The 13395-nt window shown below is 68.5% G+C and carries 15 protein-coding genes; 2 read left to right on the top strand and 13 right to left on the bottom strand.

All coding sequences use genetic code 11. The annotated features are described in order from the left end of the window. Window positions 1–20 precede the first annotated feature (20 nt). Entirely contained in the window at window positions 21–488 is a 468-nt protein-coding gene (locus EJI01_RS06425) for a winged helix-turn-helix transcriptional regulator (RefSeq protein WP_126836297.1), read from the top strand. Window positions 489–515: 27 nt separating this feature from the next. Here EJI01_RS06425 and EJI01_RS06420 read toward each other — a convergent pair whose 3' ends face one another. From EJI01_RS06420 to EJI01_RS06405, 4 genes are all read right to left on the bottom strand, one after another. Further along, window positions 516–764 carry a hypothetical protein gene (locus EJI01_RS06420; RefSeq protein WP_126836296.1) on the bottom strand — a complete coding sequence of 83 codons (249 nt, stop codon included), beginning with the start codon at window positions 762–764 and terminating at the stop codon, window positions 516–518. Window positions 765–881: 117 nt separating this feature from the next. Continuing rightward, complete coding sequence (locus EJI01_RS06415; RefSeq protein ID WP_126836295.1) at window positions 882–1712, bottom strand: substrate-binding domain-containing protein; 831 nt, start codon at window positions 1710–1712, stop codon at window positions 882–884. Beyond that, window positions 1709–2401: a phosphate ABC transporter ATP-binding protein gene (locus EJI01_RS06410; protein ID WP_126836294.1), complete on the bottom strand. Its 693-nt coding sequence runs from the start codon at window positions 2399–2401 to the stop codon at window positions 1709–1711. The genes EJI01_RS06415 and EJI01_RS06410 overlap by 4 nt, the downstream gene beginning before the upstream one ends. Continuing rightward, window positions 2398–3147 carry an ABC transporter permease gene (locus tag EJI01_RS06405; protein WP_126836293.1) on the bottom strand — a complete coding sequence of 250 codons (750 nt, stop codon included), beginning with the start codon at window positions 3145–3147 and terminating at the stop codon, window positions 2398–2400. Before EJI01_RS06405 ends, EJI01_RS06410 begins: the two co-directional genes overlap by 4 nt. Window positions 3148–3276: 129 nt before the next feature. On the opposite strand from EJI01_RS06405, the gene EJI01_RS06400 reads away from it, so the two are divergent. After that, a complete protein-coding gene (locus tag EJI01_RS06400; protein WP_126836292.1) occupies window positions 3277–4371 on the top strand; it encodes a substrate-binding domain-containing protein in 1095 nt (364 codons plus the stop codon). Window positions 4372–4411: 40 nt separating this feature from the next. On the opposite strand, the gene EJI01_RS06395 is transcribed toward EJI01_RS06400, so the two are convergent. The 9 genes from EJI01_RS06395 to paaA all read right to left on the bottom strand — a co-directional run bounded on the left by EJI01_RS06395 (window position 4412) and on the right by paaA (window position 13393). Then, entirely contained in the window at window positions 4412–5149 is a 738-nt protein-coding gene (locus tag EJI01_RS06395; RefSeq protein WP_126836291.1) for an ABC transporter ATP-binding protein, read from the bottom strand. Further along, on the bottom strand, window positions 5146–6990 hold the full coding sequence (locus EJI01_RS06390; protein ID WP_126836290.1) for an ABC transporter permease subunit: 1845 nt from the start codon (window positions 6988–6990) through the stop codon (window positions 5146–5148). The genes EJI01_RS06395 and EJI01_RS06390 overlap by 4 nt, the downstream gene beginning before the upstream one ends. Window positions 6991–7081: 91 nt before the next feature. Next, entirely contained in the window at window positions 7082–8110 is a 1029-nt protein-coding gene (locus EJI01_RS06385) for a branched-chain amino acid ABC transporter permease (protein ID WP_126836289.1), read from the bottom strand. A 202-nt stretch (window positions 8111–8312) separates the two neighbouring features. Further along, window positions 8313–9464: an ABC transporter substrate-binding protein gene (locus tag EJI01_RS06380; protein ID WP_126836288.1), complete on the bottom strand. Its 1152-nt coding sequence runs from the start codon at window positions 9462–9464 to the stop codon at window positions 8313–8315. Between the two features lie 34 nt (window positions 9465–9498). Further along, the gene (paaE, locus tag EJI01_RS06375) at window positions 9499–10581 is read right to left on the bottom strand and encodes a 1,2-phenylacetyl-CoA epoxidase subunit PaaE (protein WP_126836287.1); all 1083 of its coding nucleotides are present in this window, start codon (window positions 10579–10581) and stop codon (window positions 9499–9501) included. After that, window positions 10578–11201: a 1,2-phenylacetyl-CoA epoxidase subunit PaaD gene (gene paaD, locus EJI01_RS06370; RefSeq protein ID WP_126836286.1), complete on the bottom strand. Its 624-nt coding sequence runs from the start codon at window positions 11199–11201 to the stop codon at window positions 10578–10580. Before paaD ends, paaE begins: the two co-directional genes overlap by 4 nt. Continuing rightward, window positions 11195–11974: a 1,2-phenylacetyl-CoA epoxidase subunit PaaC gene (paaC, locus tag EJI01_RS06365; protein WP_126836285.1), complete on the bottom strand. Its 780-nt coding sequence runs from the start codon at window positions 11972–11974 to the stop codon at window positions 11195–11197. Before paaC ends, paaD begins: the two co-directional genes overlap by 7 nt. A gap of 115 nt (window positions 11975–12089) precedes the next feature. Further along, on the bottom strand, window positions 12090–12386 hold the full coding sequence (gene paaB, locus EJI01_RS06360; protein WP_126836284.1) for a 1,2-phenylacetyl-CoA epoxidase subunit PaaB: 297 nt from the start codon (window positions 12384–12386) through the stop codon (window positions 12090–12092). Next, on the bottom strand, window positions 12383–13393 hold the full coding sequence (gene paaA, locus EJI01_RS06355; protein WP_126836283.1) for a 1,2-phenylacetyl-CoA epoxidase subunit PaaA: 1011 nt from the start codon (window positions 13391–13393) through the stop codon (window positions 12383–12385). Before paaA ends, paaB begins: the two co-directional genes overlap by 4 nt. Window positions 13394–13395 lie beyond the last annotated feature (2 nt).

Genomic DNA, 13395 nt, shown 5'->3' with positions numbered 1-13395 from the left:
CTCAGTGCTTTTTGCTGACCATGACCGAACTCGACCGCACCGACCGCAAGATTCTCGACATCCTGCAGCGCCAGGGCCGCATCTCGATGACCGAACTGGCCGAGCAGATCGGCCTCTCGACCTCGCCCTGCTCCGAGCGCGTGAGGCGAATGGAGCGCGAAGGCGTCATCACCGGCTACCACGCGCGCATCGATCCGCAGGCGATCGGCAAGACGCTGCTCGTGTTCGTGGAGATCACGCTGTCCTCGAAGTCGGCCGACGTCTTCGACAAGGTGAGGAAGGAGCTGCTGCACGTGCCCGAGGTCATGGAATGCCACCTGGTGTCGGGTGGCTTCGACTACCTGGTGAAGGCCCGCCTGCGCGCGATGAGCGACTACCGCAACCTCCTGGGCGACCTGCTGAAGAAGCTGCCGGTCACCGCCGAATCGCACAGCTACGTCGTGATGGAAGAGGTCAAGGAGAGTCTCTACATGCCGCTGGATCGCTGAGGCTTCGGAGCGGATCAGCGCACGTCCTCAGACGCGATTGAGCGCGTCGAAATCCAGGCGATCGATTTGCGCGAACACGGCCTGCAAGACCTGGGGCGTGCGCGCATTCTGCTCGGGTCCGGTAACCGTTCCTCCTTCGAGTTCGTGCCAGGTCGCACCCGACAGCAACACGCGGGCTGTGTAGTAGGTGGACTCCGGACCCGGGTCCAAGTCCACCTTGTAGGTGATCAGCTTGCCGGTGACCGCCTGCACGTGTTCCCCATCGATGGTGACCATCCATACCTCCCCGACATTGAAAGTCGCAGGCTAGAGCCGGAGCGCCCCCATTGCTGTAAGACGGAAACGCACAGTCCTGAAGCCTGAAGCGAAAAATCCACCTTGGCGGCGGAGCGCCTACTGGCTGCCCGCATTGGGAAAGAACAGTTGCTCGCCGCCGATCCTGTAGCTCGCGACGGTCGATTGCCCGGCCGGCGAGATCACCCAGTCGACGAACTTCTGCGCGCCGGCGCCGTTGAGATGCGGAAACTTCGCCGGGCTCACGACCATCACGCCGTACTGGTTGAAGAGGCGCTTGTCGCCTTCCACCAGCACCGCCAGGTCGCCGCGGTTCTTGAAGCTGAGCCAGGTGCCGCGGTCCGCCAGCACGTAGGCGCCGCTCGAGGCGGCGATGTTGAGCGCCGGGCCCATGCCGCAGCCGCATTCCCTGTAGCCGGTGCCTTTCCTGTCGTTGGGCACCGGCTGGCCCGCTTTGGCGACCCCGGCCTGCGACCAGAGCCGGTGCTCGGCGGCATCGGTGCCGCTCTTGTCGCCGCGCGAGACAAAGGCCGCGTTGCGGGCGGCGATCTTCTTGAGCGCGGCGGCGATGTCCTTGCCCTTCACCGCGGCCGGGTCGTTCTTGGGCCCGACCAGCACGAAGTCGTTGTACATGACGGGAAAGCGCCTGGCCGCGAAGCCCTCGGCGACGAACTTCTCCTCGGCTGCCGCGTCGTGCACGAAGAGCACGTCGGCATCGCCGCGCCTGGCCATGTCGATCGCCTGGCCCGTGCCGACCGCCACCACCTTGACGTCGATGCTGCTGGCCTGCTTGAAGGCAGGCAGCAGATGCGAGAACAGGCCCGACTGCTCGGTCGAGGTCGTGGAGGCCATGGTGATGGTCTCGGCATTCGCCGAGAACCCGCCGGCCGCGAGGACGATCGCGAGCGCCACGAACCTGAATGACTTCATGCCAGTTCTCCCTTGACGAACATGCGGGCCTCTTCGGGAAGAGGCCCCTTGAAGAAATCGTCGACCGGCAGGTCGGCGAGCACCCGGCCGCGCTCCAGATAGACGACGCGGCTCGCGAGCCGCTTGACTTGCCCGAGGTTGTGGCTCGCGAACACCAGCGTGCGGCCGTGCGCCGCATCGGCGATCAGGGTTTCGACCTCGCGCTTGGCGGTCGGGTCCAGGCTCGCGGTGGGTTCGTCGAGCAGCAGCACGGCCGGCTTCAGCGCCCAGGCGCGCGCCAGCGCCAGGCGCTGCTGCTGGCCGCCCGACAGCGTGCGCGCGTTGCGGCCGGCCAGCGCCTCGAGGCCGACGCGCCCGAGCGCCGCCGTGGCCTCGCGCTGCGCGCTGCGCCACCGCGCGCCGTGCAGCCAAAGCGCGAGCGCGACGTTGTTGCGCACGCTCATGCGCAGCATGTGCGGCCGCTGGAACAGCATGGCCTGCGCGCGCAGCGGCACCGACCCCACGAAGGCGCCGGACGCATGCGGCACCAGGCCGTGCAGCACGCGCAGCAGCGTGCTCTTGCCGCTGCCGTTGGCGCCGATCAGCGCGACGCGCTCGCCGGCATGGATCGACAGCGTGGCGTCGACCAGCGCCGGCACGCGGCCGTAGCGCACGTCGATCTCGTGCAGGCTGAAGAGCGCCTCGCTCACGACAGCACCTCCACCCGCCGCGCCGCAGCCGCGTCGGCCGCGCCGCCGTCGACGCGCTCGCGCCAGCCGCGCACGGCCGAGATTGCGAGGTTGAGCAGCAGCACCACGCCCAGCAGCACCAGCCCGAGCGCGAGCGCGAGCGGCAGGTCGCCTTTGCTGGTTTCGAGCGCGATCGCGGTGGTCATCACCCGCGTGAAGCCGTCGATGTTGCCGCCGACGATCATCACCGCGCCGACCTCGGACACGGCACGGCCGAAGGCGGCGATCAGCACCGTGATCAGCGCATAGCGCTCGTCCCACACCAGCAGCAGCGCGCGCACCAGCCCGCCGGCGCCGAGCGAGCGCAGCTGCTCGCCATGCGCGCGGTCGGCATCCTCGATGGTCTGCCGCGTCAGGGCGGTGACCACCGGCAGCACCAGCAGCGTCTGCGCCAGCACCATGGCCTTGAAGGAGAACAGCCAGCCCAGGAAGCCCAGCGGCCCCGAGCGCGAGAGCAGCAGGTAGATCACCAGCCCCACCACCACCGAGGGCAGCGCCAGCAGCGTGTTGAGCAGCGTGAGCAGCAGGCCGCGGCCGGCGAAGCGGGCCACCGCGAGCCAGGCGCCCAGCAGCAGGCCGAAGCCGCAGGCCAGCGCGCAGGCGCTGGCGCTGACGGCCAGCGAACGGCCGACGATGGCGAGCAGCGCCGGATCGCCCGAGACGACGAGGTGCCAGGCCGCGACGGCGCTGTCGGTGAAGGTGTTCATGCAAAGGTTGGAATCGGAAGCCGGCGCAGTATGGGCAAATGCGGGAAGCCTGCTTATGCAATCGCCTGCATAGGTTGGGGTCGGCCTCTGCATAATCCTTCGCGGCATCCCGCCTTCCCTTTTTCCCGCGTGCAACAGATCGAACTCTCCTACGCCATCGCACCGCGCCGCAACGGCCGGACGCTGATTCGCAATCCGCTCATGGAGCTGCTGCACGCAGTGCGCGAGCACGGCTCCATTTCTGCCGCGTCACGGGTGCTGGGGCTTTCGTACCGGCATGTGTGGGGCGAGCTCAAGCGCTGGGAGCAGACCCTGGGCCATCCGCTGGTGACCGGCGAGCAGGGCCGCTCGGCGCAGCTCTCCGAGTTCGGCGACAAGCTCCTGTGGGCCGAGCGCCAGGCGCAGGCTCGGCTCGCGCCGCAGATCGAGGCGCTGCATGCCGATCTCGAACGCGCCTTCGCGCTCGCCTTCGACGACAGCATCCACGTGTTGAGCCTGCATGCGAGCCATGACGATGCGCTGGTGCTGCTGCGCGCGCACGCAGCCGAGAGCGCGCACCTGCAACTCGACATCCGCTTCACCGGCAGCGTGGACGCGATCGGCGCGCTCAACCAGGGCCGCTGCGTGATGGCGGGCTTCCACACGCGGGAGCGCCCGCCGCGCGGCTCGCTGGCGCAGCGCACCTACAAGCCGCTGCTCAAGCCCGGACTGCACAAGATCATCGGCTTTGCCCGCCGCACGCAGGGGTTGATCGTCGCGCCCGGCAATCCACTGGGCTTGCGCGGCCTGGCCGATGCCGCGAGCCGGCGCGTTCGCTACGTGAACCGCGCGCTCGGCACCGGCACACGGGTACTCTTCGACGAACTGCTCGAGGAACAGCAAATCGACGCCGGCGCGCTCGAAGGCTACGCGCTCTGCGAACCCTCGCACGCCGCCGTCGCGCACGCGGTGGCGGCCGGCCAGGCCGATGCAGGACTGGGGATCGAATCCGCCGCGCACAACGCAGGGCTGGGCTTCGTGCCGCTGGTTCACGAGCGCTACCACCTGGCCTGCCTGAAGTCGGCGCTCGACCAGCCCGCGATCCTGGCCCTGCTCGCGCTGCTGCGCGGCGCCGCGTGGCAGCATCGCCTCGGCACGCTCGCGGGCTACGAAAGCGCCGGCAGCGGCGAGGTGCAGTCGCTGAACGCCCTGCTGCCGTGGTGGAGCTTCAAGCGGCCGAAGTGATCAGGTTTTCTCGGCTTGCGAGTTGCGAAGCGCTGCCGGCCTAGGCTTCGGTACGCGCGCCCAGCCCCAGGTAGGTGTCGATGATACGGCGGTCGTGCAGCAGCTCCTTGGCCGGCCCCTGCAGCGCGACGGCGCCCATCTCGAGCACGTAGGCGCGGTCCGCCACCTGCAGCGCGGCGCGCGCGTTCTGCTCCACCAGCAGCACCGAGACGCCATGCTGGCGCAGCGAGGACACCACGTGCAGCACCTCGCGCACGATCAGCGGCGCGAGGCCGAGCGAGGGCTCGTCGAGCATCAGGAGGCGCGGCCGCGCCATCAGCGCCCGGCCGATCGCGAGCATCTGCCGCTCGCCGCCGGACAGGGTGGACGCGAGCTGCGCGCGGCGCTCCTGCAGGCGCGGGAAGATGGCGAAGACCTCCGTCATGCGCTGGCGCTGGTCGCGCTCGCCGCGCCACCAGCGCGAGAAGCCGCCCAGGAGCAGGTTGTCCTCGACCGACATCTCGCCGAAGAGCTCGCGCTTTTCCGGCACCAGCCCGACGCCGCGCGCCACCATCGCTTCGACACTGGTGCGCGCCATGCGCTCGCCGTCGAGCAGCACGCCGCCGCGCGAAGGCAATAGACCCATCGCGGCGCACAGCAGCGTGGTCTTGCCCGCGCCGTTGGGCCCGATCACCGTGACGATCTCGCCCGCATCGACGCGCAGGTCGATGTGGTGCACCGCTTCCACCGCGCCGTAGGAGACGCAGAAGTCTTCGAGTTGCAGCAAGGGCTTGCTCATGCGGACTGCTCCACCAAGCGGCCTGCTTCGGCCGGCTCGTCGACGCCGCCGAGGTAGGCATCCAGCACCTTCGGATCGGCCTGCACTTCGAGCGGCGTTCCGCGCGCGATGACGGAGCCGAACTCCAGCACGGTCACGCGATCGGCCAGATTCATGACGAACTCCATGTCGTGCTCCACCACCAGGATCGCCAGCCCCTCGGCACGCAACTGATCGAGCAGGGTGGCGAGCGCGCGTTTTTCCAGGTGGCGCAGTCCGGCGGCCGGCTCGTCGAGCAGCAGCACCGCCGGATGGCCCGCCAAAGCACGTGCGATCTCGATCACGCGCTGTTGCCCCAGCGCCAGCGAGCCCGCCGGCACTTCCGCGAACTCGCCGAGCCCGCAGCGTTCGAGCTGGCGCCGCGCCTGCGCGAGCAATGCGGCCTCTTCCGCGCGGTCGAGCCGCAGCATCGAGGCGATCCATCCGCGCCGCCCGCGGCGGTGCGCGCCGAGCGCGACGTTCTCGATCACGCGGCGCTGCCCCAGCAGGCGCACATGCTGGAAGGTCCGGCCCAGGCCGAGCGCGGCGAAGGCGCGCGAGGGCTGGCCGGTCATCGGCCGGCCCATCAGCCGCACCTCGCCCGAGCTGGGATCGTCCACGCCAGAGATCATGTTGAAGAAGGTGCTCTTGCCCGCGCCGTTGGGGCCGATCAGCGCATGGATCTCGCCCGCCTTCACGTCCATGCTGACCGCGTCGTTGGCGACCAGGCCGCCGAAGCGCTTGGTCACGGCGTCCGCCTGCAGAACGATCTGCCCGCGCGGCGGCAGGGCCGCCTCCGGCAGCGTGAGGGTCTGGCGCGGAGCGCGCGCCTTCACCGGCTTCAGAAAGCGGCCGCCGAGGCGCGCCACGGTCGGCCACAGGCCGTCGGCAAAGCGCTGCAGCACCACCAGCATCAGGAGCCCGAACACGATCACCTCGAAGTTGCCGCTGGAGCCCAGCAGGCGCGGCAGGATGTCCTGCAGCTGCTCCTTGAGCAAGGTGATCAGCGCAGCGCCGAGCACCGCGCCCCACAGATGGCCGGCGCCGCCGACCACCGCCATGAAGAGGTACTCGATGCCGATGTTGAGGTTGAAGGGCGTCGGATTGATGAAACGCTGCATGTGCGCATAGAGCCAGCCCGACACGGCCGCCAGCAGCGCTGCCAGCACGAAGACCTTGATGCGGTAGCGCCCGGTGTCCACGCCCATCGACTCGGCCATCACGCGGCCGCCCTTCAGCGCGCGGATGGCGCGGCCCTCGCGCGAATCCAGCAGGTTGTGCAGCGCCCACAGCGCGAGCAGCAGCACGCCCCAGATCACCAGGCCCAGCGAGCGCGGCGACGCGAGGGACATGCCGGCCACCACGATCGGCGGCACGCCGGCCACACCCGTGTGGCCGCCGAGGAAGTCGAGGTTGCCGAACAGGAAATAGAAGCTCAGGCCCCAGGCGATGGTGCACAGCGGCAGGTAGTGGCCCGAGAGCCGCAGCGTGACCGCGCCCAATCCCCAGGCCACGACGAAGGTCACGACGATGCCGAACAAGAGCCCGATCCACGGCAGCAGCGCGGGATTCACCACCGTGCCGATCGCGGCGGCCACCATCGGCGAGGTGCAGACCCAGGCGGTCGCGTAGGCACCGGCGCCGACGAAGGCGGCCTGGCCGAAGGATGTCATGCCGCCTACGCCGGTCAGCATTACCAGACCGGCGGCGACCAGCGCGTAGAGGCCGATGTAGCTGAGCACGGTGACCGAGAAGTCCGGCAACAAGCCCCACAGCGCCGCGAGCGCGACGACGAAGGCCAGCGTCAGGTGCCTGCGGTTCATTGGGTAGCCTCCCCCAGGCTCGTCGCTTCGTGTACTTCGCGCACCCCCTCCTGAAGGAGGGGGCGAGCGCCTTCGGGCGGCCGGGCGGCGCTCATTCCTCGTCCTCCACATGGCGGCTGCTCAGCGAGCGCCACCAGAGCACAGGGATGATCAGCGTGAATACGAAGACCTCCTTGAACGCGCTGGCCCAGAAGGAGGAGAAAGCTTCGAGCTGGCCGACGATCAGCGCCCCCACCAGTGCCAGTGGATAGCTGGCCAGGCCGCCGACGATGGCAGCCACGAAGCCCTTGAGGCCGATCAGGAAGCCGGTGTCGTAGTAGATGGTGGTGAGCGGCGCGATCAGGAGCCCCGAGATCGCGCCGATCGCCGCCGCCAGCGCGAAGCTCAGGTCACCCGAGAGGCCGGTCGGAATGCCCATCAGCCGCGCGCCGACGCGGTTGATCGCAGTGGCGCGCAGCGCCTTGCCGACGATCGAGCGCTCGAAGAACAGGAACATCAGCACCACCAGCGCGGCGGTGACCGCCACCACGACCAGCGACTGGCCCGTCAACGCCACGCCGCCCAGGTCGAGCCGCAGGTCCGAGAAGGCCGGCGTACGCGAACCCTCGGCGCCGAAGAAGAGCAGGCCCAGGCCGACCAGCACGCCATGCAGCGCCACCGAGACGATCAGGAGCGTGAGCACGGTGGCATCGGCCAGCGGCCGGTAGGCCAACCGATAGAGCAGCGGGCCGAGCGGCACGATCACCGCGAGCGCCGTCAGCGTCTGCATCACCAGCGATTCCGGGCGCAGCAGCAGCACCAGCGCGCAGGCCACCGCCGGCAGCACCACGCACCAGGCGATGGTCGAAGCCCAGTCGACCGCGACGCCTCGCTTCCATCGCCACAGCTCCACCGCCAGCGCGGCCACGGCCAGCGCCACCAGCAGCCACAGCGTGGCCGGCACGCGGCCGGCCTGCAAAGCCACCACGGACAAGGCGCTGAAGGCGACGAACTCGCCCTGGGGAATGAAGATGACGCGGGTGACCGAAAACACCAGCACCAGCGCCAGCGCCATGAGCCCGTAGATCGCCCCGTTCACGATACCGTCCTGCCCCAGTATCAGGGCGATTTGCATGTCCATCAGTTCCTCCGGCGCGGCCACGCCTGTCGGTTGGAGATGCTCAACTCAGCGGCTCCACCACGCTTCGCACAACCTATGACGCATGAAGCGTGCACGCGAGTCGGGGAACACCGCGGAACCGGCTCTGCCGGGCCGCTGGTGTTGCCCCCAGAGAGGGGTTGGCGGACCACACGAAGTGGGGGAGCCTGGGGTGAGCTTGATTTCAGTCTTGGGGCTGGTACTTCCAGGCGCCCTTCTCGATCTTGACCATCACGCGAGCACGCTGGTCCAGACCCAGGTGGTCCGTGGGCGACATGGTGAAGATGCCATGGGCGCCGGGAACGTCCTTCACCGATTCGAGCGCATCGCGCAGGGCGGCGCGGAAGGCCGGCGTGCCGGGCTGGGCCTTTTTGAGCGCCACCGGAATGGCGGCGGTCATGAGCAGGCCCGCATCCCAGGCATGGCCGCCGAAGGTCGAGGCGCTGCCCTTGCCGTGGGCCGCCTCGTAGGCGTTGACGTAGGCCAGCGCCGACTTCTTCAGCGGATGCGAGTCGGGCAGCTGCGACGCCACCAGCATCGGGCCGGAGGGCAGCAGCGTGCCTTCGACGTCCTTGCCGCCGACGCGCAGGAAGTCGGCGTTCGCGACGCCGTGGGTCTGGTAGATCTTGCCGGTGTAGCCCCGCTCCTTGAGCGTTTTCTGCGGCAGCGCGGCCGGCGTGCCGGAGCCGGCGATCAGCACCGCATCGGGCTTGGCGGAGATCAGCTTCAGCGTCTGGCCCGTGACGGAGGTGTCGCTGCGCGCATAGCGCTCGTTCGCGGTTACCTGCAGCTTCTTGAGCGCGGCGGCCTTGCTGAACTCCTGGAACCAGCCTTCGCCGTAGGCGTCGGAAAAGCCGATGAAGCCGACCGTCTTGACGCCGTTGGCCGCCATGTGCTCGGCGATGGCGAGCGACATCATGATGTCGTTCTGCGGCGTCTTGAAGACCCACTTGCGCTTCTCGTCCACGGGCTCGACGATGCGCGCCGAGGCCGCCATCGAGATCATCGGCACCTTTTCCTCGGCGACCACGTCGATCATGGCCAGCGAGTTGGGCGTGACGGTCGAGCCGATCACGATGTCGACCTTGTTCTCGCTGATCAGCTTGCGCGTGTTCGACACCGCCGCGGTGGTGTCGGAGGCGTCGTCGAGCACGATGTAGTTGATCTTCTGGCCGCCGATGGTCTTGGGCATCAGGGCGATGGTGTTCTTCTCGGGGATGCCGAGGGACGCGGCCGGGCCGGTCGCCGACAGCGTGACGCCGACGTTGACGTCGGCCTGCGCGGCAAAGGCCGTCGCGCACAGGAGCGCCCCTGCGAGCCGGGTGAATGTTTTCATGAAAGTCTCCGTTGGTTGAAAAGTAGCAGCGGCTTCAGCGCTCGTCGAAGGACAACACCACGCGCTCGGTCAAGGGATGCGCCTGGCAGGTCAAGATGAAGCCGCCCGCCACCTCATTCTTGTCGAGCGCGAAGTTGCGCTCCATCCGCACTTCCCCTTCCAGCAGCTTGGCGCGGCAGGTGCCGCACACGCCCGAAGTGCAGGAATACGGCACCTCCAGACCCGCCGAAGAAGCGGCGTCGAGGATGCTCGGCTGGCCCTTGGTAAACGGGATCTCTCGGCTGACGCCGTCGCGCACGATGGTGATGCGCGCCTGCTCGGCATCGCCGGGCAAGGCCTCGTGCACCACGGCGCCGACCGGGCCGGCGGGCTGGGCGATGCCGAAGCGCTCGATATGGATGCGCTCCTCCGGCACGCCGGCCGCCAGCAGTGCCGCCTCGGCCTCGTCGTTCATCTGGAAAGGCCCGCAGATGTAGACGTGGTCGATCTGCCCGGCGGGCACCAGGCCTTCGAGGAACTCGGCGATCTTCTCGCGGTTCATCACGCCCATGTTGATCGGCACGTCGGTGTGCTCGTCGGAGAACACGTGCTGCAGCGCGAGCCGCGTCATGTAGCGGTTCTTGAGGTCCTCGATCTCTTCCTTGAACATCGTGGACTTGAGCGACCGGTTGCCGTAGATCAGCGTGAAGCGGGCGAAGGGCTCGCGCGCCAGCACGGTCTTCATGATCGAAAGGATGGGCGTGATGCCGCTGCCGCCCGCGATGCCCACATGGTGGCGGTGCGCCTCCGGCTCGATCGGCACGAAGAAGCGCCCCTCCGGCGCCATCACCTGCAGCGTGTCGCCCGGCTGCAGCGCGCTGTTGATCCAGTTGGAGAAGGTGCCGCCCTGCACCTTGCGCACGCCCACGCGCAGCTCGCCGTCGTCGACGCCGGCGCAGATCGAATAGGAGCGCCGCAGGTCCTGGCCGTCGATTTCCTTGCGCAGCGTGAGGTACTGGCCCTGCGTGAAACCGAAGACCTCGCGCAATTCTTCCGGCACGTCGAAGGAGATGATCACGGCCTCGGAGGTGTCGGGCTCGATCCTGCGCACTCGCAGGGGGTGGAAGATGACGCTCATAGAGCCTTGAAGTGTTCGAACGGTTCGCGGCAAGCCACGCAGCGGTAGAGCGATTTGCAGGCGGTGGCGCCGAAAGCCGAGAGGCGCTCGGTGTTCTTGCTGCCGCAGCGGGGGCAGGCAAGCGCTGCATCCGCCCTGCGGCCGACGATGCGGATTGGGACGGCATCGCCCGGCCCCGCCGGTCCGGGCGGAGCAATGCCGTACTCGGCCAGCTTGCGCCGGCCTTCGGCGCTGATCCAGTCGGTGGTCCAGGCCGGCGCGCGCTGCAGCGCGACACGGGCCGGGCCGAGGCCTGCCTTCTCGATGGCTTCGAGCACGTCGCGCTCGATCACTTCGGTGGCGGGGCAGCCGGAGTAGGTCGGCGTCAGCACGATCTCGAGTGCGTCGCCACGCTCGATCACGTCGCGAACGATGCCGAGGTCGCGCACCGACAGGGCCGGCACTTCGGGGTCGAGCACGGTGCCGAGCACCTGCCAAGCGAACTCGATCCGTGCAACGCGCTCTTCGCGGGAGAGCCGCCGCGCACGGACGCCCGAAGCGGCCGCCTCGCCCCCCGGTGAGGGGGGTTGGCGAAGCGACACGAAGTGCGCGGAGCCTGGGGGGAGAGCAATATTCACCATACGCCTCCCGGATAAGTACGCTGCAGATGCTGCATCTCGGCCAGGATGTAGCCCATGTGCTCGCTGTGCACGCCGTGCTTGCCGGTGCTCAGGAAGGCCGACTCGGCCGGCGGCGCGAGCAAGGCCTCGTCGAGCACGGCGCCCATCTCCGCGAGCCAGGCTTCGCGCAACACGGCCCACGCCGGGCCCAGGCCGCTGGCGCTGGCCTCTTCGTCCACGGCGTCCGAGGCGAACAGCTCGGGCACGAAGCGCCACAGCTCCTTCAGCGCGGCGTCAATGCGCGCGTGGGATTCGTCCGTGCCATCGCCCAGGCGCACCACCCAGTCGGCCGAATGCTGCTGGTGGTAGCGCGCTTCCTTGATCGCCTTGCCGGCGATGGCGGCGACCTCCCCGTCGTTCGACGAGGCCAGGCGCTCCCACAACAGCTTGAGCAGCGTCGCGACCATCGCATTGCGCAGCACGCTGAAGGCGAAATCGCCGCGCGGAAGCTCGACCAGCGTGGCATTGAAGTAGTCGCGCTCGTCGCGCAGGAAGGCGAGCTGGTCCTCGTCGTGCGCGCGGCGGCCCTCGATCTGGCCGGCGCGTGTGAACAGCGCTCGCGCCTGGCCCACGAGGTCGAGCGCCATGTTGGTCATGGCGATGTCTTCTTCGAGCGCCGGCGCGTGGCCGCACCACTCGCCCAGGCGCTGGGCCAGGATCAGGCAGGTGTCGGCGATGCGCAGCAGATACTGCACAGCAGGGCTGCGCTCGAGTGGGATGGACGCTACGGGCATACAAAAGATTCCTTCCAGGAATACCGCGGAACCGGCTTTGCCGGGCCGCTGGTATTGCCCCCTTGAGGGGGGATTCGGCTACGCGAAGCGAGCAAGAAACGGGGGTGGGTCATCCTCACATGTGGTCGACGGACTTGGGCAGCACGTAGAAAGTGGGGTGGCGATAGACCTTGTCTTCCGCCGGATCGAAGAACATGTCCTTGTCGCCCGGGTCGCTGGCCACGATCTGGTCGGAGCGCACCACCCACACGCTCACGCCTTCCTGGCGCCGGGTGTAGACGTCGCGCGCCATCTGCAGTGCCATCTTGGGGTCGGGCGCGTGCAGGCTGCCGCAATGCTTGTGGTCCAGGCCGGCCTTGCTGCGCACGAACACTTCCCACAGCGGCCATTCGTGTTCGGTCGTGTCGCTCATGCAGCCTCCTTCAGCGGGTTCTTCTTTCGGCCATAGGCCAATGCGGCTTCGCGCACCCATGCGCCCTCCTCCCAGGCCTTCACTCGGGCGCCGAGACGTTCGCGGTTGCAGGGGCCGTCGCCACCGATCACGCGCCAGAACTCGCTCCAGTCGATCGGCCCGTGGTCGTGCGCCTGGCGCTCCTCGTTCCACTTGAGATCGGGGTCGGGCAGGGTCACGCCGAGCACCTTGGCCTGCTCGACCGCGGCATCGATGAACTTCTGCCGCAGCTCGTCGTTGGAAAAGCGCTTGATGCCCCAGCGCATCGATTGCGCGCTGTTGGGCGACTGGTCGTCGGGCGGGCCGAACATCATGATGGAAGGCCACCACCAGCGGTTCACCGCGTCCTGCACCATCGCCTTCTGCGCCTCGGTGCCGTGCTGCATCATCGTGAGCAGCGCCTCGTAGCCCTGGCGCTGGTGGAAGCTCTCCTCACGGCAGATGCGGATCATCGCGCGCGCATAGGGCGCGTAGGAGCAGCGGCAGATCGGCACCTGGTTCATGATCGCCGCGCCGTCGACCAGCCAGCCGATGGTGCCCATGTCGGCCCAGGTGAGCGTGGGGTAGTTGAAGATCGAGCTGTACTTGGCGCGGCCCGTGTGCAGCGCATCCAGCATCTGGTCGCGGCTGGTGCCGAGCGTCTCGGCCGCGGCATAGAGGTAGAGGCCATGGCCGCCCTCGTCCTGCACTTTGGCCAGGAGGATGGCCTTGCGCTTGAGCGTGGGCGCACGGCTGATCCAGTTGCCTTCGGGCAGCATGCCGACGATCTCGGAATGCGCATGCTGGCTGATCTGGCGCACCAGCGTCTTGCGGTAGTGCTCGGGCATCCAGTCCTTCGCCTCGATGAAGCCGCCGGCGTCGATGCGCTCGTCGAAGCGCTCTTCGAGGCGCATCTCCTCGGCGGAGCGCACGGTCTTGCGGCCGTCGCCCTGCTCCTTGCTCGCAGTGTCCATGGCTTGGGTGTACATGG

The sequence above is a fragment of the Variovorax sp. MHTC-1 genome (genome assembly GCF_003984645.1).
Lineage (GTDB): Bacteria > Pseudomonadota > Gammaproteobacteria > Burkholderiales > Burkholderiaceae_C > Variovorax.
The sequence above is the reverse complement of the archived record's forward strand: the minus strand, read 5'-3'. Positions and strand labels throughout refer to the sequence as shown.

What these genes read in the sequence shown, in the direction of transcription:
- EJI01_RS06425 (WP_126836297.1), top strand. Translation starts at nt 21, where the DNA reads ATGACCGAACTCGACCGCACCGACCGCAAGATTCTCGACATCCTGCAG.
- EJI01_RS06420 (WP_126836296.1), bottom strand. Translation starts at nt 764, where the DNA reads ATGGTCACCATCGATGGGGAACACGTGCAGGCGGTCACCGGCAAGCTG.
- EJI01_RS06415 (WP_126836295.1), bottom strand. Translation starts at nt 1,712, where the DNA reads ATGAAGTCATTCAGGTTCGTGGCGCTCGCGATCGTCCTCGCGGCCGGC.
- EJI01_RS06405 (WP_126836293.1), bottom strand. Translation starts at nt 3,147, where the DNA reads ATGAACACCTTCACCGACAGCGCCGTCGCGGCCTGGCACCTCGTCGTC.
- EJI01_RS06395 (WP_126836291.1), bottom strand. Translation starts at nt 5,149, where the DNA reads ATGAGCAAGCCCTTGCTGCAACTCGAAGACTTCTGCGTCTCCTACGGC.
- EJI01_RS06390 (WP_126836290.1), bottom strand. Translation starts at nt 6,990, where the DNA reads ATGAACCGCAGGCACCTGACGCTGGCCTTCGTCGTCGCGCTCGCGGCG.
- EJI01_RS06385 (WP_126836289.1), bottom strand. Translation starts at nt 8,110, where the DNA reads ATGGACATGCAAATCGCCCTGATACTGGGGCAGGACGGTATCGTGAAC.
- EJI01_RS06380 (WP_126836288.1), bottom strand. Translation starts at nt 9,464, where the DNA reads ATGAAAACATTCACCCGGCTCGCAGGGGCGCTCCTGTGCGCGACGGCC.
- paaE (WP_126836287.1), bottom strand. Translation starts at nt 10,581, where the DNA reads ATGAGCGTCATCTTCCACCCCCTGCGAGTGCGCAGGATCGAGCCCGAC.
- paaD (WP_126836286.1), bottom strand. Translation starts at nt 11,201, where the DNA reads ATGGTGAATATTGCTCTCCCCCCAGGCTCCGCGCACTTCGTGTCGCTT.
- paaC (WP_126836285.1), bottom strand. Translation starts at nt 11,974, where the DNA reads ATGCCCGTAGCGTCCATCCCACTCGAGCGCAGCCCTGCTGTGCAGTAT.
- paaB (WP_126836284.1), bottom strand. Translation starts at nt 12,386, where the DNA reads ATGAGCGACACGACCGAACACGAATGGCCGCTGTGGGAAGTGTTCGTG.
- paaA (WP_126836283.1), bottom strand. Translation starts at nt 13,393, where the DNA reads ATGTACACCCAAGCCATGGACACTGCGAGCAAGGAGCAGGGCGACGGC.